General features: G+C 53.7%; 20 protein-coding genes and 1 riboswitch. Of the genes, 11 read left to right on the plus strand and 9 right to left on the minus strand.

The genetic code is table 11. The features are described 5' to 3' along the window. Nucleotides 1–106: 106 nt before the first annotated feature. On the plus strand, nt 107–715 hold the full coding sequence (locus tag ETHHA_RS12025) for a hypothetical protein (protein WP_013486233.1): 609 nt from the start codon (nt 107–109) through the stop codon (nt 713–715). A 162-nt stretch (nt 716–877) separates the two neighbouring features. On the opposite strand, the gene ETHHA_RS15695 is transcribed toward ETHHA_RS12025, so the two are convergent. Next, entirely contained in the window at nt 878–1,570 is a 693-nt protein-coding gene (locus ETHHA_RS15695) for a hypothetical protein (protein WP_013486234.1), read from the minus strand. A gap of 238 nt (nt 1,571–1,808) precedes the next feature. Here ETHHA_RS15695 and ETHHA_RS12040 point away from each other — a divergent pair, with 238 nt between their 5' ends. Next, complete coding sequence (locus ETHHA_RS12040; RefSeq protein ID WP_013486235.1) at nt 1,809–2,363, plus strand: hypothetical protein; 555 nt, start codon at nt 1,809–1,811, stop codon at nt 2,361–2,363. A gap of 108 nt (nt 2,364–2,471) precedes the next feature. Next, on the plus strand, nt 2,472–2,699 hold the full coding sequence (locus ETHHA_RS12045; protein ID WP_013486236.1) for an alpha/beta-type small acid-soluble spore protein: 228 nt from the start codon (nt 2,472–2,474) through the stop codon (nt 2,697–2,699). Between the two features lie 69 nt (nt 2,700–2,768). Here ETHHA_RS12045 and ETHHA_RS12050 read toward each other — a convergent pair whose 3' ends face one another. After that, a complete protein-coding gene (locus tag ETHHA_RS12050; RefSeq protein WP_013486237.1) occupies nt 2,769–3,185 on the minus strand; it encodes an ImmA/IrrE family metallo-endopeptidase in 417 nt (138 codons plus the stop codon). Continuing rightward, nucleotides 3,172–3,540, minus strand: coding sequence for a helix-turn-helix domain-containing protein (locus tag ETHHA_RS14770; RefSeq protein WP_049776613.1), 369 nt, complete (start codon nt 3,538–3,540; stop codon nt 3,172–3,174). Before ETHHA_RS14770 ends, ETHHA_RS12050 begins: the two co-directional genes overlap by 14 nt. Nucleotides 3,541–3,758: 218 nt before the next feature. Here ETHHA_RS14770 and ETHHA_RS12060 point away from each other — a divergent pair, with 218 nt between their 5' ends. After that, the gene (locus ETHHA_RS12060) at nt 3,759–4,064 is read left to right on the plus strand and encodes a Mor transcription activator family protein (protein WP_013486239.1); all 306 of its coding nucleotides are present in this window, start codon (nt 3,759–3,761) and stop codon (nt 4,062–4,064) included. Nucleotides 4,065–4,310: 246 nt separating this feature from the next. Next, complete coding sequence (locus tag ETHHA_RS14775) at nt 4,311–7,793, plus strand: lectin like domain-containing protein (protein ID WP_159033377.1); 3,483 nt, start codon at nt 4,311–4,313, stop codon at nt 7,791–7,793. Nucleotides 7,794–8,195: 402 nt separating this feature from the next. Here ETHHA_RS14775 and ETHHA_RS12070 read toward each other — a convergent pair whose 3' ends face one another. From ETHHA_RS12070 to ETHHA_RS12095, 6 genes are all read right to left on the minus strand, one after another. Then, entirely contained in the window at nt 8,196–9,569 is a 1,374-nt protein-coding gene (locus tag ETHHA_RS12070) for an MBL fold metallo-hydrolase (protein ID WP_013486241.1), read from the minus strand. A 79-nt stretch (nt 9,570–9,648) separates the two neighbouring features. After that, nucleotides 9,649–11,004: an ABC transporter substrate-binding protein gene (locus ETHHA_RS12075; RefSeq protein ID WP_013486242.1), complete on the minus strand. Its 1,356-nt coding sequence runs from the start codon at nt 11,002–11,004 to the stop codon at nt 9,649–9,651. A 42-nt stretch (nt 11,005–11,046) separates the two neighbouring features. Further along, nucleotides 11,047–11,871, minus strand: coding sequence for a carbohydrate ABC transporter permease (locus tag ETHHA_RS12080; RefSeq protein ID WP_013486243.1), 825 nt, complete (start codon nt 11,869–11,871; stop codon nt 11,047–11,049). Next, on the minus strand, nt 11,864–12,796 hold the full coding sequence (locus ETHHA_RS12085; protein ID WP_013486244.1) for a carbohydrate ABC transporter permease: 933 nt from the start codon (nt 12,794–12,796) through the stop codon (nt 11,864–11,866). Before ETHHA_RS12085 ends, ETHHA_RS12080 begins: the two co-directional genes overlap by 8 nt. Next, nucleotides 12,789–13,874 (minus strand): ABC transporter ATP-binding protein, encoded by a 1,086-nt coding sequence (locus tag ETHHA_RS12090; RefSeq protein ID WP_242822076.1) that lies wholly within the window; start codon nt 13,872–13,874, stop codon nt 12,789–12,791. The genes ETHHA_RS12085 and ETHHA_RS12090 overlap by 8 nt, the downstream gene beginning before the upstream one ends. Before the next feature lie 408 nt (nt 13,875–14,282). Further along, nucleotides 14,283–14,699, minus strand: coding sequence for an allophanate hydrolase-related protein (locus ETHHA_RS12095; protein ID WP_041686872.1), 417 nt, complete (start codon nt 14,697–14,699; stop codon nt 14,283–14,285). A 97-nt stretch (nt 14,700–14,796) separates the two neighbouring features. Here ETHHA_RS12095 and ETHHA_RS12100 point away from each other — a divergent pair, with 97 nt between their 5' ends. From ETHHA_RS12100 to ETHHA_RS12125, 6 genes are all read left to right on the plus strand, one after another. Further along, nucleotides 14,797–15,627 carry a MerR family transcriptional regulator gene (locus tag ETHHA_RS12100; protein WP_013486246.1) on the plus strand — a complete coding sequence of 277 codons (831 nt, stop codon included), beginning with the start codon at nt 14,797–14,799 and terminating at the stop codon, nt 15,625–15,627. 98 nt (nt 15,628–15,725) lie between these two features. Further along, nucleotides 15,726–16,052 (plus strand): P-II family nitrogen regulator, encoded by a 327-nt coding sequence (locus ETHHA_RS12105; protein ID WP_013486247.1) that lies wholly within the window; start codon nt 15,726–15,728, stop codon nt 16,050–16,052. A 31-nt stretch (nt 16,053–16,083) separates the two neighbouring features. Next, on the plus strand, nt 16,084–16,440 hold the full coding sequence (locus ETHHA_RS12110; protein ID WP_013486248.1) for a P-II family nitrogen regulator: 357 nt from the start codon (nt 16,084–16,086) through the stop codon (nt 16,438–16,440). A gap of 109 nt (nt 16,441–16,549) precedes the next feature. After that, nucleotides 16,550–17,602, plus strand: a complete 1,053-nt coding sequence (locus tag ETHHA_RS12115; RefSeq protein WP_013486249.1) for an ABC transporter substrate-binding protein — start codon at nt 16,550–16,552, stop codon at nt 17,600–17,602. A 13-nt stretch (nt 17,603–17,615) separates the two neighbouring features. Further along, nucleotides 17,616–18,407 (plus strand): ABC transporter permease, encoded by a 792-nt coding sequence (locus tag ETHHA_RS12120; RefSeq protein ID WP_013486250.1) that lies wholly within the window; start codon nt 17,616–17,618, stop codon nt 18,405–18,407. Further along, nucleotides 18,407–19,246: an ABC transporter ATP-binding protein gene (locus ETHHA_RS12125; protein ID WP_013486251.1), complete on the plus strand. Its 840-nt coding sequence runs from the start codon at nt 18,407–18,409 to the stop codon at nt 19,244–19,246. Before ETHHA_RS12120 ends, ETHHA_RS12125 begins: the two co-directional genes overlap by 1 nt. An 18-nt stretch (nt 19,247–19,264) precedes the next feature. Continuing rightward, nucleotides 19,265–19,369, plus strand: a riboswitch (guanidine-I (ykkC/yxkD leader).

A 19,369-nucleotide genomic window follows, 5' to 3' on the forward strand; every position in this document is an offset into this window, starting at 1 on the left:
CTGTGGAAGATACCGGATAATAGGTTTGGGTATCAAAGTGGTCCAGCAGGGGCATAAGCGCCCTGCTTTTACATACAGTTTGTATGCAAGAAAGGGAGAATGACGTATGAACCTTTATCAAATCGGGTCGCTGATCGTCCTGATCGGTTCCTGGCTGTTCTACAGCACCATCAACTGGGCGCTTGCCATCAAGACCGACTACCCCAACAAACAGTTGGCCTGGGTACCCGTCGCCAATATGTGGATCTATGGAAAAACCGTGCGCTTCTCCAACCCGCTTACCGTCGGCATGATGTTTCCGTTCATCGCCTCCATCCTCAGTCTCTTTGCACCCGGCAACCCTGTCACCGTCATCCTGGATCTTGTCGGCATAGTCGTCCTGCTGATCGCCACAGTCCGGCTTTTTCGCTGCTTCGGCACCAGCCCCGCCAACATCTGGTGGGTCTTGCTGCCCATCGTCGGCACCATCATCTTCCTCGTTAAATTTTTTGGTCTTCTTTTTTCCAAAAACGTCCCCTATACCGACCTGTACGCCAAAAACTCTGCGGATAAAAAAGGCGTGCTGACCGCCACGCCGGAATGGAATGCGCTCAGCACCGCGCTGGCGCTTGCCATCGTCGCCATCATCATCATCATCGTCGGCTCTTTCTTCACGACAGCAGCCTCCATGCAGCAGGCGTTCGAAGCGGCCGCTCATTCGTCGCTCTACAAATAACCGGGCACATCCATTCGGGAACAACCGCCTCGTTCGATACGCAGGGCGGACGATCCGCGCATTTCAAAAGACGGCAGGTGCATTCTGCACCTGCCGTCTTTTTTTCATCGGAACCTAACGTTCAAAAAAACATCCTGCCGAGCCGGCAGTCCCGCATTCGGTTCAATGCGCGGTACCCACACCGGGTGCTTCAAAATGTGCCATCATATACTGCGCGGCCGCATCATACTGTGCCTTCTGCCCTTCCGGGAACTGAAAACGAAGCGTATTGATGGAGCCGGTACCCACCACAGACTTGATATAGCCCAATTTACCATCCACATTCCAGGTGATGACGGTGGTATCGCCGCTTTCCTGTTTGGAGAGGATGCCCGCCTGCCGCTGATAAAAATACTGGTCAAAATAATCGGACGGGCTGAGGTTTTCCGCGTTGTTGCCGCCGGAAACACTGAGGATCACCGTATTGTCGGACGACGTGAACGTCTGCCCCGAACTGCTGTTGCTGAACGCTTTCAGCGACGACAGCACCGGCACGGAAAACCCGAAACGATCGTTGGTATACAAGGTGTAGCCCGCGGCGATTGAAGCGGACGAGGACGCGGGAGCAGACGACGATGACGGAGTCGACGAAGCCGACGAAGAGGACTTGCCGGACGAAACCGATGAAGCGGATGTCGACGACACCTGTGATGACACGGCGGAGGATACCGAAGACGAGGACGAAGAAACCAACTGGGCCGGTTTGGTGTGGCCCATACAGGCGGTCAGCGCTGTCGCGGCGGCCAGCACTGCGGCGGCAACCGCAATACCCGGCAAAAGCGGCCCGTGTTCTCTGCGATTTTGAATGCTTTTCATATCCATCACTCTTTTCTAAACGCGTGCGGCGGGACAAGCCGTTCACGCCGGCAAAATCGATTTTTGTCATAAAAAGCGTACCATATGCTTGGGGGTGTGTCAAGCGCGGCCCGGGCCGCTGCGGTGCACAGTCCGGCCGCCGGGTTTACCGTCCTGTTTACGGGCATACTAAAAAAAGGCAGGTGTTTTTGCATGGCCGTAATAAAAAACGCGTTTGATCGCAGACAGGAGGAATTGGATGAATCCCATCATCCTGTATGGTTCCGAGAAAGATGAGAACATCGCCAATATGCTTTTGGCCGCGCTGCGCAGCCTGCGGGTCGGCGTGCTGCGCCTGACGGCGCAGTCCGTCACTCTTCTGCCGCCCTGCGTGCCGGATGTCTCCTATTTGTTGCTGGACGACGGGCAGATGCGTTCGGTGCAGATGGACCACTGCATCCTGCTGTTTAAAGCAAATTGCAGCGGGCTTGGCGGCGTCACCCTGCCCCGAGCCCACGCCGCCGTGCTGGAGCCGGAAAACGAGGAGGCTGCCGCGCTGCTGCAGGCACAGCATGTTCCCATCGTCACCTGCGGGCTCTCGCAGAAAAACACCGTCACATTTTCCAGCCGCACGCCCGCCACCGCCGTCGTCAGCCTCCAGCGGGAGATCCACGCCACAGACGGTGCGCCGGTGGAGCCGCGCGAGCTGCCGGTGACGCTCTCCTCCCCGCGCGACGATTATCCGCTGCTGGCCAGCGTGGCGGCACTGTGGCTGGCAGGTATATCATTCCCGGATAAGGGATTAAACGTGTAACAAGAAAAACCATAAAAATTAGAAACAATTGCATTTCATAATTCAACGCACAAAACCCAAAATAGTAAAGCAAACGCAAAACAAAAACCTTTTTAAGGAGAGATATATATGGCTGGTAACAATGGTAGCAACCAGACCCTGATCCCGCAGGCGCGTGAAGCCCTCAACCGTTTTAAAATGGAAGCTGCGAGCGAAGTCGGTGTGTCCCTGAAACAGGGCTACAACGGCGACCTGACCTCCCGTCAGGCCGGCTCCATCGGCGGCCAGATGGTCAAAAAGATGATCGCGCAGGTCGAAAACAGCATGGCCAGCGGTTCCATCAACGGCATGCAGTAATCAGCGCTTTTAAAGCGTTGGGCGGGGCCCCCAATGGGGGCCCCGCCCTTTTTGTCTACAGCCGGATTTTTATAGCAGTCCTTTTTGCCGGTAGATCTGGACGGCCCGGGCGACCAGCCGCTCCGAGCAGCCCAGATATTCCGCCAGTTCCCAGCATTCCCGGCAGTTTTCCGCAAACGCACGCCTCAGTCGTTCCACCGGGAGCAGGCGCTCCACCGTCCAGACGTCCGCTTTGTATTCCATTTTGCTGCGCAACTGCAGCGGGTTGTATGCCCGGTAATAGGTGCCGGTGTGATAATGGCCCAACTCATGCGCAAACGTTTCGGCCGTTTCCTGACGGTCTTCCATCTTGCCGGTGTTCAAGCCAATGGCAGCCGCACCGTCCCCCAGATCGGCGATGACGCCCTTGATCTCTCCCAGCGGGCCGTCATAAACGGGGATTTGGTTTTCGGCGGCATCCTGATACAGTTCGTCAAGTATGTCCATGTTCCCGGCCTTCTTTTTTATCTTTGGCGGCGCGCTGTGCTTTTACGAACTTGATGAAATCGAGCACGTCTTTCTTTTCGTTCAGCGTCAGCTCATGCACCTCGCCTGAAAGCGCGAAGTTCACCTCGCGCAGCTGGCTGTCCACCGTGTCTTCCTCGGGCAGGGAGAGCGACGGCGCGGATGGCCCGTCTTTGCCTGTAAGGAGGTAATCCACCGACACATGGAAATAGTCCGCGATTTTCTGCAGATTTCTGGATGACGGCTTCTGCGCACCCTTTTTCCACTGGCTGACAAGCCCGACGGTCAGCCCGGCTTCGCGGGTGAGCTGCGCCGCGTTCATCTCATGCGCTTCCATCAGCTGGAATATCCTGTTTATGGTCGTCAACGGCCTTCCCCTTTAGTCAGAGAGTTTTCTCAAAAAAATTGCATATTCCTACTTGATAAATTGAGAATTCTCATTTATACTGTATACAGCAACGTACCTTGCTTTTTATAGTTTACCATGCCGGAGGCCGCTGTGCAACCCCGCCGGCACCCGAAAACACAGGTACCCGACACACGGAGGGAACACACATGGAACTGAAACAGCTTACGGTATCCGATCTCAGAGGCGAACAGCGCGATCTGGCCGAACTTGTCGGGATGGATACCTACCGCACACTGGTGGAAGTATACGGCGGCTGCAATCTTTACATTTACAAAGCAGATACCATCCTCAAAAACGTCCGCGACAAAGAGATCCGCAGCCAATACACGGGCAGCAACATCCAGGAACTGGTAGATACCTACGGCATGAGCGAACGGGCCGTGCGCGAGATCGTGGCCGACCTCGCCAGGCAGCGGCGCACACAGGCAGCGCCCCGAAAAGTACGCGCCTGACCCTTGCCTTTTTCCGGTGCCCTTGAGAAAATTTGCTCCAAATATCGTTGCGGATACATATTTTTCACAAGTAGCCCTCGCCAAACATTGCCGAAATATGTTAAAATAAGATGGATTTTCTTCTTGAGCATGCCGCTTTTCCCGAATCGTTTTGACCGAAATCGCCTGAAAAGGGCTGCGGAACAGACGGCGCACATCCATCTGCTGATCGACTATGACATTTCATTCGTAAAAAAGGGGGCCGCAATGAAAATCAAAACCACCCGCGTATGCGCGGCAGTTTGCGCATTTTTCTTCCTGTTATCCAGTTCGGTGCCGGCATCGGCCGCCACCTCCACCGCACAGCAGTACACTGTACAGACAACAACCGGTGCCAGTATATCCGGGCTTTCCGTCACCTCGCTGATGCATACCGCATCCTCCGGGAGCGGCACACGGAAACTGGGCTACCGCAGCACCCTGTTGCAAATTCCCCACGCCGCCACGGGCGCTTCCCGCCGGTATGGGGCCGTCAGCATCCCTTCTTCCTACGACCTGCGCACGACCAATAAACTGACCCCCATCAGGGACCAGGGAATGGAGGGAGACTGCTGGGCCTATGCAGCCATCGCTTCTCTGGAATCCTTTTTGATGCCGGGCGAAGAAGACGATTTTTCCGAAAGCGACCTTGTCCAGAACGCAGGCTTCGACGCAAGTGAAAATGACGGCGGTAACGATCTCATGGCCACGGCATACCTGGCACGCTGGAACGGTCCGCTCAATGAAGGAACCACATCGGGCGTACAAAAGCACGTGCAGAATGTGGACTGGCTGCCCAGTCGCAGCGGCTACGGCGACACAGACACGGATACCGCCATCAAGCAGGCCGTGATGAACGACGGTGCAGTTTCCACGCCCATATATATGGATGAAAATTCCTATTATTGTGCGTCCACCTCCAGCTATTTCGACCCGCATGATGACACCGCCAATCACGCGGTGGACATCGTTGGGTGGAACGATGCATATCCGGCCTCGAATTTCACCACGACGGCGGGCGGCACGCCCGCCGGCAACGGTGCGTTCCTGTGCCGCAATAGTTGGGGAACCAGTTGGGGAGACAGCGGCTATTTCTATGTTTCCTATTATGATAAGTCCCTCGGCCAGTCGGAAAGCGCGGTCTTCGACAGCGCAGAATCCACCGACAACTACAACCGGAATTATCAGTACGACCCGCTGGGCCTAGTGGGTGAGATCGGGATGTCGGGCTCCGGTACACAGTGGATGGCCAACGTGTTCACTGCATCGGACAATGACAGCCTCGCCGCCATGGGCTTCTATACGCTCATCCCCTCCACATCCTATAATCTCTACATCATTCCGAACTACACCGGATCGCTCACCAACGCCACACTGGTCGCATCCGGCACCGTTGCGGACGCCGGCTATCATACCGCCGCTCTTTCCAACCAGGTGGCGCTGACAAGCGGCAAACAGTTTGCGGTGGAAGTGGAGTTCGTCGGCCAGGGCGGCGTGATCCCCATTGAGGGCCCGGTCAGCGGCTATTCCTCACAGGCTACGGCATCCTCGGGACAGAGCTTTGTCTCGGACAACGGCACCGACTGGGAAGACACCACCGCCATTGATCTGGCCGCCGCGCAGGATCCCAGCAGCGGTTCCGCGCAATTCATCCAGTCGGGCAGCAACTCAAATCTCAATGTCTGCCTGAAAGCGTTCACCATTCCGCTGACCCTCTCCGGCAGCACCCTGAATGCCAATGCGACCTATTACGGCGGTATCCCGGTAGGAGGCACCGCCGCGGCGCACGCGGGATTAAAACAGGTCACGGTTTCCGCCGACGGCAAAGCGCTCCAGACCCTGCCGGAAACCGGAATCAGCGCCGATTTCTCCTATACCATCCCGGCGGGAACACTGTCGTCCGGCACCCACAGCATTACCGTAACCGCGACTGATACCGGCAACAGCACCGTGCAGCAGACCACTTCGATCGTGGTCGGCGCGCCGCAGACCACGATCGACACACTGGCTGTCGATTCCTCGGGGGACGGCGGCTGGACGGTCGCCGGCTGGTCTGTGGCCCCATCCGGCATTGCATCCAATGTCATCTATATAGATAAGGGCACCGCCAATGAAAAGCAATATTCTGCGGCGTTCACCTCCCGCCCGGACGTACAGAAGAACATTTACCCCAACGGAAACTATCCGAACGGCGCAAACAGCGGGTTTTCCGTGAGCATCCCGGCCGACAACCTGACGGTAGGCACACACACCGTCACCGTAGCGGCAAACGCACAAAACGGTTCCACCCAGTTGACGACGCGAAGTATGGACGTCGGTCCCGCTTCCCTCACGACCATCGACACTCCCGCAAACGGGTCGGCTCTGGCAGGGGTGATAACCGTTTCCGGCTGGGCGCTCAACCACGCAGGCATCAACCGGGTGGACGCCTACCTGTACAACAGCAGTGGAACGCCCACGCCCATCGGCTCCGTTCCGGCCGAAGATATGACCGACCGCACGGATGTCGCCGGCGCTTATGCGCAGGCTGGCTATCTGGGACTGAACGCAGCCGGATACACGATCCAATATGATACATCCGCCCTGCCTGCCGGCAACTACACGCTGGTCGTCGCCGGCATCGGCAACGACGGCAGCGTACAGTGGGCCTCAAGAGGCATTACGTTGGGTACCCTTCCCGCACAAACCCGCATCGACACACCGGCAAACAATACTTACGTAACCGGGAATCATTTCACCGTTTCCGGCTGGGCACTCAACTCCAGCGGCATCCAGCGCGTGGACATCTATGCATATGATCCTTCCAACAAGCCGCACCAGCTCGGCTCCGTCTCCTCCGACGCCCTGTCGGCGCGGATAGATGTGGCCGACGCGTTCCCCGCTTACGGCACATGCAACAGCGGCTACAGCCTTTCCGCAAGCACAACGGGTCTGCCCGCCGGCATCTATACGCTGGCTGTCGCCGGCATCGGCAAAGACGGCAGCGTGCAGTGGACTTCCCGGTCGCTTACTATCGGCCCTGCTCCGCAGACCTGCATCGACGCGCCTGGCAACGGCGATTATGTGACCGGGCAGAACGTCACCATCTCGGGCTGGGCGCTCAACCATTCCGGCATTCAGCGCGTAGACGTCTATGCCTACGACCAATCCCACACGCCGCATAAGCTCGGTTCCATCCTGTCCGACAACATGACCAACCGTTCGGATGTTGCCGGTGCCTTCCCCGCCTATGGCATGCTAAACAGCGGCTACAGCCTTTCCGTGAGCACGGCCGATCTGCCTGCCGGCACGTATAACCTGGCTGTCGCCGGCATCGGCAACGACGGCGATGTGCAGTGGGCTTCCCGGCTAATCACCATCGGCCCTGCTCCGCAAACTCACATTGACGCGCCGACATCCGGCGCCCGCGTGTCGGGGCAAAGTTTCACCGTTTCCGGCTGGGCGCTCAACCATTCCGGCATTCAGCGCGTAGACGTCTATGTCTACGACCACTCCAACACGCCGCATAAGCTCGGTTCCGTCCTGTCCGACGACATGACCAACCGTTCGGATGTAGCCGGTGCCTTCCCCGCCTACGGCATGCTGAACAGCGGCTACAGCCTAACGGTCAGCATGGCCAGCCTGCCCACCGGTACGTATAACCTGGCTGTCGCCGGCATCGGCAACGATGGCGATGTACAGTGGGCTTCCACGAGCATCAGCGTAAATTGACCTTCCCATGCGCAGCAAACATCTTCTGCATGGGCTCCCGCACCGGGCTGCTTTCCGGTGCGGGAGTTTTTTTTATGGGTTGTTCATTTGTTTCCTATCCGCCCGTCACAGTAGGCGCTCATAACGTAATGGGCACGGCTTCGTACATACCAACGCGGCATCTTCCGCAAACGCACATGATATTCCGTTTTTCACACAGCAGCTTCGACCCGTTTGTACCGATATGTCCGATTGGCTTTTTTATTGCTTGCACACACAGATCGTCTCCGAACGAGACTGCCATAGACTTTCAGGTATAAGCAAGAGCAGCCGGGATCATCCCGTAAAAAAATCTCCATCGCCCTGTTTACAGGCAATAGAGAAAAATAAGAGCAGCGTGCGCAAGTCAAACCCCAAAACAGATTACGTCGGCGTTTCAACGACCAGTTGACCATTTTTAAAAATATACTGTACGCCATATTGAGGTAAAAAGCTGCCGCACAATTCGATTGCCAGACGTTCCGGATGCAGGCTGTGAAGCGGTATGGTCACCGTCGCGTTCAGACGCTCCGCCAAATACTTCAGATTCTTCGGAAACGCATGCCCGCTGCAGTAAATGGGTACGGTGTCGATCCCAAGAAAGCTTACAAAATCCCGAAAGGAAGGATCTCTGGGATCGTAAATTCCAAGCGGTGTGCCACCCGTATGGATGTAAAGCCCGTCATGTAACCGGAACCGAAGCAGATCCAAACTGTTTTGATAGGTGTTTTGCAGCGCGAACAGATGCGGATCGTGATTGATTTCATCCACATCAATCCAGTGCCACGCATTCTGCAAAACGTCCGGGGACATGGTCTGGTGCCCGCCGGAAAATACCCGGAAACGCCGCGCGCACCCCATTTTCTCCGCAACGAACGCCGTCCTCGGGTCTAGCACCAGGGTACGCCCGTTTCGGATCGCCGCGTCCATCGCCGCGTCGATCCGCTCGACATTACGGGGATAGAGATTGATTACGACAAGCCCCTTTGCTCTGGCGATCAGCGCCGCCATCCGTTCACGGACGCCGTCTTCCGTGATAACGTCCGGCGGTAGCTTGCTGTCCGCTTTAATAGGTAATGGAGTTTCCTCCCGGCCGCGCAGGGCCGTCCCTTCCACCAGCGCCACATCAATTCCCAATGTCCGGGCAGTCTCCGCCATGCGCCGTGTTTTTTCGGGATGCCTGCCATGCAGACGCACATCCCCCGTATACAGCAGGCGAACATCCGGCGCGGCGATATGCAATGCGCACGCGCCCGGCACGTCGTGATCCACCTCCAGAAACTTCACCGTGAACGGGCCCCACGCGACCGGTTTTGTCGTGTCAACCGCTTGAATCTGCGGGTTCCATTCCGTCCCGTCTTCCACAAAATGCAGCGCCTCATATAAGGTTCGAGACGGTTCGGAAAGAAAAACGGGGACAGACGGGCTCAACAGGCTCAGAGCCCCCATATGGTCGATATGCAGATGCGTGATACATACTGCGGTTTTGCCGTCCGCCTCGGCCGGGCGCAACGGCAGCCCTTCGATGTCTTCCGCCCGATAAAGGCCACTGATGGGCTTGAGACGCCTGAGTGTGAGAAAATCCCGGACAATCTGTTCGGATTTCATATGAATTCCATAGCGCAGGATGCCGCTTGTTTTTGTTTCGATGATTCCAAAATCGAAAACGATACGGAAATCACCGTGTTCAAGAGAAACAATTGTGCCTCCGATCGTACTCAGGCCGCCCCAAAACCGGATCCTTGTTTTTTCCTGCATGTCATTTCTCCTATAAAATACAGAGGCATGGCTTACAGCCTTGCCCCTGTGCCGATCCCTTTATGATCTGTCCGGAAACTCAGCTTTTGGCGTCATCCAGAGCTTTCTGATAATTGTCCGCGGCGGTTTTCAGCCCATCGTTCACCGAGGCCTTACCCAGCATAACCGTTTGGATATCGGTGGTGAGCTTGTTGTTCGCATTGTCGGAACCGTTCAGACGGGTGAGAAAATAACCCGCGCCGAACTGATCTACAGCGGCGCTGTAGACCGGGTTCTGCTGGACAAAGCTTTTCCATGTGCTGTCGTTCAGGGCGGAGGTACGCACCGGCACATATCCGGTTTTTTCCGCCCATTGAATGGTCTGGTCTTTATCAGTCAGATATTTGATGAACTCCCACGCGGCCAGCTTTTGCTGCGAGGAGACGGACGAGAAAACGACCAGATTGGTGCCCATGAACGGCACCGCCGATTTTTTGCCCTTGGGAAGCGGAGCGGTAGCCCAGTTAAATTTGCCTTTCGCGCCGCTGGCAATAAAGCTCATGCCCGCACAGGAGCCGAACGCCATCGCCACGTCGCCGCGTGTGAAGACGTTGGAGATATACTGGTCCTCATTGGCCATGCGCGCCTCGCTGCTCTGGAACAGGTCATTGAGGTAGCTCAGCGCGGTTTTACCCTCGGTAGAATTGAATTTGACCTTCCCGGTGCTGTCGTCCACAAAGGTGCCGCCCGCCTGCTGGAGGAAAGACGGGAAATCGACCATGCCGAGGGAGTTTTCAAATCCGACGCCAATAACTTTTCGCCCATTGATGGTGGTGGTCAATTTCTTGGCATCGTTGGTCAGGTCATCCCAGGTTTTGGGAGCGGAAAGACCGAACTGGTTGAAGTAATCGGTGTTGTAAAACAGGATCTCGGTGCTTTTATTGAACGGCAGAGAATACAGTTTGCCGTTCCAGGTGTTGGAATCGCGGAAGACCTTGACAAAATCATTGTAACTCGTACTGGAAAGGCCGACGGTCTTGTTATCTTTATACGGGGTGAGGTCGGTGATGAGGTTGTTCTGGATGTAATCAGTCTCCCAGTCTTCATACGCCTGCGCCATCGCCGGGGAGGTGTGCGCCTTGGCCGCGGCCATCAGCTTTTGCTGGAGGTCGGTGTAACCGCCCTGCGCCACGAGATTGACGGTGACGTTCTTGTTCTGGGCCATGAAATCGCTTGCAAGCTGTTTGAGCTCGGCAGCCTGCGCGCCCGTCATGGCGTGCCAGAAGTCGATGGTGACCGGACCGGTGATCTTGGTGTCCACCGAAACGGTGCCGCTTGTGGTGCCTCCCGTCTGAGATTTGCACGCCGTGGCGCCCAGCGCCAGCGCGACGGCCAGCACGGCGGCCACAACGCCTTTTGCCCTTTTGCTTTTCAGGAACTGCATCTGCTTTTTCATGTTTACCTCCTGTTTTCGCAACGATTCGAACAACGGGTATTCCTACCCCTTTATACCCACGCGCGCCACCCCGTTGATGACATATTTCTGTAAGATCAGAAACAACACCACCATCGGCAGAATAATCATGGTAGACGCAGCCATAAGTAACTCATAATGGATACCGGTTTCCGTACTGAACGCCGTGAGGCCGACCGGAAGCGTACGCATCGTATCGGAATTGGTGGCGATAAGCGGCCAGAGAAAATCGTTCCAGCTGCCGATCACTTTGAGGAGGAGGATGGTGATAAGCGCGGGTTTCACCATCGGAAGCAGAATAGCCGTCAGGTAACGGAAATTCCGGCAGCCGTCCACCCGCGCGGCATACCCCAGCTCCTTTGGCACGGCCAGAAAGAACTGGCGCAGCAGAAAAATGGAAAAAATACTGGCGCACCACGGCACGATCAGGCCCGGGTACGTGTCCACCCAGCCCAGATTGGCAATGGTGACGAAATTGGGAATCATCAGCACCTCGCCGGGCACCATCATGGTTCCGAGCAATAAAGCGAACAGGATGTCCCGTCCGTAGAACTTTAGATTGGAAAAGGCATACGCCGCCAGAATGGTGGTGACCAGTTCACCGACCGTGCCCAGCCCCGTAACGATCACGCTGTTGAGCAGATAACGCGGAAACGGGGCCGATTGCCAGGCCGTTACATAATTCCACCACTGAAATGGGTTGGGAAACCATTGCGGAGGCATCACCATCACATCGCCCGGCGACTTGAACGAGGTGCTCAGCATCCACACAAAAGGGAGCAGCATCAGAATCGCCCCCAGGATCAGCAAAAAATAGATGCATGCCTTTGAAAGCGCCTGTTTAACCATGACCGTTTCCTTCCTCCGCCACCGCGTATTTTTTCGTTTTCCACGGAAAACCGCCGCTTCCAAACTTCAACTGGATCAGCGTAAAAACAAAGATGACCAGAAACAGAACATAGGCTGCGGCCGATGCCACGCCGAAATTCCAGCTGCCATAGAATTTGGAATAAATATAGTAGACCATCGTTTCCGCACTGCCGGCCGGTCCCATCTGGCCGCCGAACAAGGCGTACACTTCGTCGAATACTTTAAATGAACTAATGATGGCAATGATGGAAACGAACAGCGTAGTGCCGGACAGAAGCGGAACCGTCAGACGCTTGAAGCGCTGCCAGCCGAATGCGCCGTCGATGCGCGCCGCCAGATAATACCGCTCGTCGATATTCTGCAGCCCAGCCAGAAAGATCACGATGTTATATCCAAGCCCTTTCCAGATTGCCAGAATGACCAGCGCCGGCATGGCGAAATTGGGATCAGTCAGCCATTTGACTGCCGGGATGCCCACCAGCTCCAGAAAATAATTGAGCAGACCGTACTGGGAATGGAAAATCCAGCGCCAGACGATGGAAATTGCCACCACAGAGGTGACAAACGGCAGAAAGAAAACGGTGCGGAACAATGCGCGAAAGCGGATCTTCTGGTTGAGCAAACAGGCGATCAGCAGCGAAAGCACAATGGAAATCGGCACCACGCCGACCACAAACAGGAACGTATTGCCCATCGAGCGCCAGAACTCCGGATCACGAAAAATATAGGCATAATTGTCCAATCCATAACGGGAAACCACATCGGTGAAATAATTGTATTTCGTATAAAAACTCATTAAAAAGGAGCGAACGATTGGATAAATCTTGAATACGACCAGAATCACCATGGCTGGCATCAGATATAGCGCCGCCCTGGCCGTCGTACGCATCCTGCTTTCATACATTCGCGCCCACCCCTTTTTCACGGGAAGAAATACGCTCACCTTTTGCATTAAAAAGCAGGCCTTTCCCTTTTTTGACGGCAAGCCGTACGTGATCGCCCGATTTTGCTTCCCAATCGGAAGGCATCAGCGCACGCACCGGGGTCTTCCCGGCTTTTGCGTAAAGCAGGTTGTCCCGGCCGGACCGGGTGAGCATAGTGCAAATCAGGTCCAGCCCGCCGGTTTCCCCGCCCGGCACGAAATCTTCCGGCCGGATGCCGACCACGATCTCTTCTCCTTCCGTCAGGCCCTCGGGCAGTTTACTGCTGTAGGTAAACGCTTCGCCCGTATCCGACAGGCACAAGACGTTTTCTTTGGTGCGGGTGCAGGTCAGAAAATTGATCGGCGGGTTCCCCAAAAAGGACGCAACAAACCGGTTCACAGGATCTTGATAGATCGCATTGGGCAACCCCGCCTGCTGAAGCTTTCCCTCATTCATCACGAGGATACGGTCAGAAATGCTCATTGCTTCTTCCTGGTCGTGTGTGATAAACAAGGTTGTCACACCGGTTTCGTCATGCAGCCGCCGGATCTCCTCCCGCATTTCCAGGCGCAGCCTTGCGTCCAGGTTGGAAAGCGGTTCATCCAGAAGCAGAAGACGAGGTTTTTTGACCAGCGCCCGTGCGATAGCCACACGTTGCTGCTGCCCGCCTGAGAGCTGATCCGGTTTACGGTCCAGTAGATGTTCCACCTTCACCACCCTGGCAATTTCCAGCGCCTGTCCCTCGGCAACCTTTCGGGGAACTTTTTTCATATTCAGAGGAAACAGGATGTTCTTCATAACCGTCATATGCGGATAGAGCGCATAGTTCTGAAAAACCATGCCAATCTCCCGTTTCTCCGGTTCTATTTTGTTCATCCGTTTATCGTCAAAATAGAGATTGCCGCTTGTGGGCGTATACAGACCCGCCAGTATAAAAAAGGTGGATGTTTTGCCGCAGCCGCTGGGCCCGAGCAAACAAACCATCTCTCCGGTATCAATGGAGAAAGACAAATGATCGACCGCGAAAACGTCTCCGAATTTCAGTGTGATATCATCCAAACGTATACCCATCCGCGTCATTCCTTTCATGGTTGAGGTCCTTCGGACCAGTATTACAGAATAACACATATTTTTCATGCTTGTGTCTAGAAAGGATATAGCCCACATAAAACTTATGTAAATATTTTGTAATTTCTCACATCAAGGCGCCACCCGCATACAAAAAGGACTATTAGAATCATCCGCGCACAACGATTCTGGCCGAATAAAAGGAAATTTTCTGTTTGACAAAGCGAAAAAATCCCCGCAAACCTTGTTTTGATGTAGGTTTGCGGGGATTATAAACTGGTGCGCGCTAAGGAACTCGAACCGCCGCCCGCCCGTTGACAAGCGAATGCCGCATTTTGTACTCTGCTTTATCACGGTATCATTCCATCCGATTTTATGCTATAATATGAAATCATTTTATCAGTTACTTGGCGCGGGCGGGAATCGTTTTTTCCAGCCGCCGAAAGAAGTGATATCTTCTGCCGCCTCAGACGCAAACCCTTCACAGATAAAACCACAGATTATCTCACCACTGTTTAGAATTACTTTTCCAATTCCAAGCGGGGAAGGAATTAGTTTTACAAAACCTCCAAAATATTGGATTGGCATTTCCCAAATTTCCACCGAAATAGCACTTCCCCCTTTTTCAGTACGAATCAAACCGGGCTTCGGTGGAGTCATTGGAAGCAGATAAAGCCTGTAGATGGGTGCTGTTTTGTCTTCACGGACAAAGTGGGCATTGCGCTCTAACAGTTGGCTCTCTAACGGGTAACCGCGCATGTGCAAACCGCAGACAGCGATGGTTACCGTATCATTTTCATTGATCATAGCTTGCATGCTTTGCCACTCCTTTTTACGAAAAACTGTCTATCAGTATAAAATGTCGGGCAGATTCTGTCAAACAAGTATATCCGCCCACATACAGGAGAAAAAGATGCCACCTAAAATCATCATTGGTGAAATGGCCAGAATGCACGGAATTTCTACCCAGACGCTGCGTTACTATGACCGAATCAATCTATTCAAGCCGTCTTATACCGATCAGGAAAACGGCTACCGGTATTATGGAATTGAGCAGTTCGCGCATCTGGAATCCATCCTGTTTTTAAAAGGTCTGGGCATGTCCTTGCAGGACATCAAAAAGTATTTTAAAAACCGGGATCTCAAATCCATGCTGGAGCTGATGGAAAACCGCCTGAGCCGGCTCGACGCAGAGGTTTTAAACCTGGAGATGAAACGAAAAAAAATCGCCTCCTTGTTTTCCACAATTCGCAATTATCAGAACCACGATGTGCTGGGAAAATGTCATCTTCAGAAAATGCCGGAACGACGTATCCTGTTTTTTCATTTTGGAGGCGGCGATATCGTTTCTGAACACGAGTTTGGCATCAAAAAACTGGAAAATGTATTGGAGAATGTGGATGACCTCTATCTGAACCCATTTGGAACGGTTATTTCAAAGGACGCGCTGCAGACTAAATCATATGAGATATTTAAAGGAATCGCCATGGTTTTCGACGCGGATATTCCCAAGCGACCCGGTACATTGCCTATGCAAACCGGTTCTTATGCATGCATGGCTTTTGTAGGAACCTATAAGGAGGTTTCGGGCTATTGCGCGCAGTTGGTGGATTGGATCAATAAACAAAATTTAGAAATAATTGGGGACGGGATTATACTGGTCGTGACAGACAAGGCATATTCCGATTTTGAATATGAATATGTCAGCGAAATTCAGGTTCCGGTTCGGAAAATAAGGACTTGACATTATAGTTGTTATAAGGTTTAAACTGATCGTAACAAAGCAGCAAAGACGCTGGTTCGGTAGAATCAGTGTCTTATTTTATTAATGGGGTGATTGAATTGGTGATGATCGAAGCTTTTGTTCGACCGGAAAAAGCAGATGATATTTTGGCAAAGCTGAAGGATAAAGGGTTTGCAGCGGCGACAAGAATATCTGTTCTGGGACGCGGCAAACAAAAGGGACTAAAAGCTGTGGACGTGTATTACGACGAACTACCCAAAGAATTGCTTATGCTGGTGGTACAGGACACGCAGGAGCAGCTGGCCGTCGACACGATTTTGCAAAGTGCCAAATCTAAGGGTGACGGCGCATTCGGGGATGGCAAGATCTTCGTGACACCGGTTTCCAAAGCGTATACTGTCAGCAGCGGAAAAGCGGAATTATGATACCCGGAAGATCGGAAAGGGACAGAACGAAATGAAAAAAGCGGTTGTAATCCTTCGGCCAAACATGTATACCCAAACCAAACGGGTGTTGGAACAGGAAGGTTTTTCTTCGTTCAGTGCGGCCAGTGTTCACGGTTGCGGAAAGAAAGCGATCCCCATGTCGGCGGCAGACAACAGTGTGGCATCGTCGGATAACACGGCACATCGCTTCGTTGCAAAAAAAATGCTGATTGTATATATACGGGATGAAGATGAAGAACCGTTCGTTCGGGCGATTTTTTCTGTCAACAGCACCGGGAACGCAGGGGATGGGAAAATCTTTATTATTCCTGTTTCCCGCGTTGTCCGTATCCGAACCAATGAAACGGATGAAAACGCCTTGCTGTGACATCGGCATTGGATAAAATCCACCAAGCACTTTTCCCGAGGGAATATCCGTCCATGTTCAACTGTCGTTAGGGACTAAAAACAGCTTTGAACGAATAGGAGAAAAAATCATGAAAAAGAAAGTCATAGCGGTCATAACTGCTCTACTCATGCTGACGGCAATATTTTCAGGCTGCGCCAGCCAGTCGCCTAAATCTTCTGCCGGCCAAACCATTACCATTGGCACCTCCCCCTATCCGGCGTGGTATGTGTGGTATATCGCACAAGACGAAGGTCTTTTCAAAAAATATGGGCTGAATGTTACACTGAAGTATTTCCCGGTCTACAGCGACAGTCTGCAAGCATTCAACACCGGCAAGCTTGATATGCTGAATATCGCCACCTGTGACACGGTGGCACCCTATAATCAGGGCGTTGGATTCAAGATCGTTATGATCAACGACAACTCCAACGGAGCCGACGGCCTGGTCGCAAAGAACCAGTACAAGACCATCAAAGACCTGAAAGGGAAAACCGTGGTGACCGAATACGGCACCATCGAGCATTTCTTCCTTCTTAAAGCGCTTGAATCGGCGGGCATGACTCAGGACGATGTCAAGTACACCAATATGACGGTAAACGACAGCGGAACGGCCATGCTGGCCGGAAAAGTGGATGCCGCCTGTGTTTGGGAACCGTCGCTCTCTATGGCGCTTGGCAGCAAAGACAACCACCTGCTGTACAGCTCGGCAGACACACCCGGCCTGATTCCGGATCTTCTTGTTGCCTCGAACAAATTGATCAAAAACAACCCGAACAACGTACAGAACCTCATCAATGTCTGGTACGATGCGCTCGATTTCTACAACAAGAATCCGGATAAGGCCGCCGCGGATATGGCAAAACAAGCCAACGTGTCGACCACAGAAATGAAAAAAATCATGGCAGGTTCCAAACTTTTTTCCGTAAAAGACAACATAGAAGCCATTACCAAAAAGCAAAACAGTTATACCTATCTTCCCTATACTATCACCGAGACCGCAAAATTTCTGAAATCCGTCAAAATGGTGGACACAGTACCTTCCAATCCGCTGGATATGATCGATTCGACTTTTATCAAAGCTGCACAGAAAAAATACGGAGAGCAGACAGCGCCGGATACCAAAGCTTTGAATAACGGATAAAGAGGGTGCTATTTTGAAAAGTATGTTCAGAATACGCGCAAAAATCAGCCGAAAGCTCTATTATACGCTGGCGGTTGGCGTATTTGCAGTGGTATTTCTGGTCTGGACGATTCTGGCCGGAAGCGGCCTCGTCAGCAATATTTTCCTGCCGTCTCCCCTCAAAGTGTTTGCTTATCTTGTCAATGCCTTTGCAACCGGAAGCATCTGGGGCGACATCGGTATCAGCAGTTACCGCATTTTCATGGGCTTCCTCGTAGCGGTGATCATCGGCGTGCCACTCGGCATTCTGGCCGGCACATTTCATTTTGCGGAAGCGCTGATTCAGCCTTTTTCCGAATTTCTCCGCTATATGCCGGTGCCGGCTTTTGTGCCGTTGATTATGGTCTGGTGCGGCATTGGGGAGACGGCCAAAATCGCGGTCATTTTCCTTGGCACATTGTTTCAGCTCATCCCCATGATGGCCGACAACGTGCGCGCGGTGCCGGACGATCTGCTCGGTGCGGCCTATACGCTGGGAGGCGGACGCAGTCTGGTGTTGCGCCGGGTCATCCTTCCGGCCATTGCTCCCAGCACGATGAACACACTGCGCATCATGCTCGGCTGGGCGTGGACGTATCTGACCGTGGCGGAACTGGTGGCAGCCAATTCCGGCCTTGGTTACAACATTCTGAAAGCACAGCGCTTTTTACGGACAGACGCCATCTTCGGCGGCATCCTGATTATCGGGGTTTTGGGGCTTTTGTGTGACCGGGCGTTCGTACTGGCCGGCAAAAAGCTGTTCCCGTGGGCGGAGGGGGATCGGTAATGCTGAAATTGCGCAAAGAGAAAAAGAGCGCCACCCGTTCCCAGCCGGTGGACGCCCGGGTGGGCACCAGCAAAATCGTAGTGCAAAACCTGCAAAAGACCTACCAGACCAAAAAAGGCGAGGTTGTTGCCATTCAAGACGCCAGCGCGGAAATCCTCGAAAATGAGTTTGTCTGCATCGTTGGACCGTCCGGTTGCGGAAAGTCCACGCTTTTGCGCATCCTGGCCGGCCTGGATGAAGCGACCGGGGGCGAAACTTCCGTGGATGACCAGCCCATCACCGGGCCGGGTGCGGACAGAGGCATGGTCTTTCAGACTTACACGCTGTTTCCGTGGCTGACGGTGGAGGAAAATATCTGCTTTGGATTGAAAATCAAAAAAATGCCCAAAAAGCAGATGGAGGAGATTGTCGGCCGGTATCTGAAAGTCATCGGTCTGGAGGCATTTCGCAAAAGTTTTCCCCGCGAGTTGTCCGGCGGGATGAAACAGCGTGTTGCCATTGCGCGCGCGCTGGCCAACAGCCCGAAAGTCCTGCTGATGGACGAACCGTTCGGTGCGCTGGATGCGCAGACAAAAGCGCAGATGCAGCTTTTGATGCGAGAAATCTGGCAGGTAGAAAAGCCGACGGTGGTTTTCATCACCCATGATATTGAGGAAGCGGTTTTCTTGGCCAACCGTGTTTATGTGATGAGCAACCGGCCCAGCCGCATGGTGGCCAACATCCCGATTTTGCTTCCATATAACAGGGAATTGAATTTAAAAGAACAGTCCGCGTTTCTGCATTACCGCCACCAGATCACCGGATTGCTGCATCAGCAGACACCGGGATCGGAGGCGTAGCGGGCAAATCGAATATCTATATCTGTTTTCTAGGGTTCCGTGGAAGAAGACTTCCAGTCTGGTCCGAGAGAAAACGCACATCGCGCAGGTGGTGTGTCACGGAGGGAGAAAAGCCCGGGAGGA

The organism is Ethanoligenens harbinense YUAN-3 (assembly GCF_000178115.2).
Classification (GTDB): domain Bacteria; phylum Bacillota; class Clostridia; order Oscillospirales; family Ethanoligenentaceae; genus Ethanoligenens; species Ethanoligenens harbinense.

Bases quoted from the DNA above. Each gene is read 5' to 3' on its own strand.
- ETHHA_RS12025 (WP_013486233.1), top strand. From the start codon at position 107: ATGAACCTTTATCAAATCGGGTCGCTGATCGTCCTGATCGGTTCCTGG.
- ETHHA_RS15695 (WP_013486234.1), bottom strand. From the start codon at position 1,570: ATGAAAAGCATTCAAAATCGCAGAGAACACGGGCCGCTTTTGCCGGGT.
- ETHHA_RS12040 (WP_013486235.1), top strand. From the start codon at position 1,809: ATGAATCCCATCATCCTGTATGGTTCCGAGAAAGATGAGAACATCGCC.
- ETHHA_RS12045 (WP_013486236.1), top strand. From the start codon at position 2,472: ATGGCTGGTAACAATGGTAGCAACCAGACCCTGATCCCGCAGGCGCGT.
- ETHHA_RS12050 (WP_013486237.1), bottom strand. From the start codon at position 3,185: ATGGACATACTTGACGAACTGTATCAGGATGCCGCCGAAAACCAAATC.
- ETHHA_RS14770 (WP_049776613.1), bottom strand. From the start codon at position 3,540: ATGGAAGCGCATGAGATGAACGCGGCGCAGCTCACCCGCGAAGCCGGG.
- ETHHA_RS12060 (WP_013486239.1), top strand. From the start codon at position 3,759: ATGGAACTGAAACAGCTTACGGTATCCGATCTCAGAGGCGAACAGCGC.
- ETHHA_RS14775 (WP_159033377.1), top strand. From the start codon at position 4,311: ATGAAAATCAAAACCACCCGCGTATGCGCGGCAGTTTGCGCATTTTTC.
- ETHHA_RS12070 (WP_013486241.1), bottom strand. From the start codon at position 9,569: ATGCAGGAAAAAACAAGGATCCGGTTTTGGGGCGGCCTGAGTACGATC.
- ETHHA_RS12075 (WP_013486242.1), bottom strand. From the start codon at position 11,004: ATGAAAAAGCAGATGCAGTTCCTGAAAAGCAAAAGGGCAAAAGGCGTT.
- ETHHA_RS12080 (WP_013486243.1), bottom strand. From the start codon at position 11,871: ATGGTTAAACAGGCGCTTTCAAAGGCATGCATCTATTTTTTGCTGATC.
- ETHHA_RS12085 (WP_013486244.1), bottom strand. From the start codon at position 12,796: ATGTATGAAAGCAGGATGCGTACGACGGCCAGGGCGGCGCTATATCTG.
- ETHHA_RS12095 (WP_041686872.1), bottom strand. From the start codon at position 14,699: ATGCAAGCTATGATCAATGAAAATGATACGGTAACCATCGCTGTCTGC.
- ETHHA_RS12100 (WP_013486246.1), top strand. From the start codon at position 14,797: ATGCCACCTAAAATCATCATTGGTGAAATGGCCAGAATGCACGGAATT.
- ETHHA_RS12110 (WP_013486248.1), top strand. From the start codon at position 16,084: ATGAAAAAAGCGGTTGTAATCCTTCGGCCAAACATGTATACCCAAACC.
- ETHHA_RS12115 (WP_013486249.1), top strand. From the start codon at position 16,550: ATGAAAAAGAAAGTCATAGCGGTCATAACTGCTCTACTCATGCTGACG.
- ETHHA_RS12125 (WP_013486251.1), top strand. From the start codon at position 18,407: ATGCTGAAATTGCGCAAAGAGAAAAAGAGCGCCACCCGTTCCCAGCCG.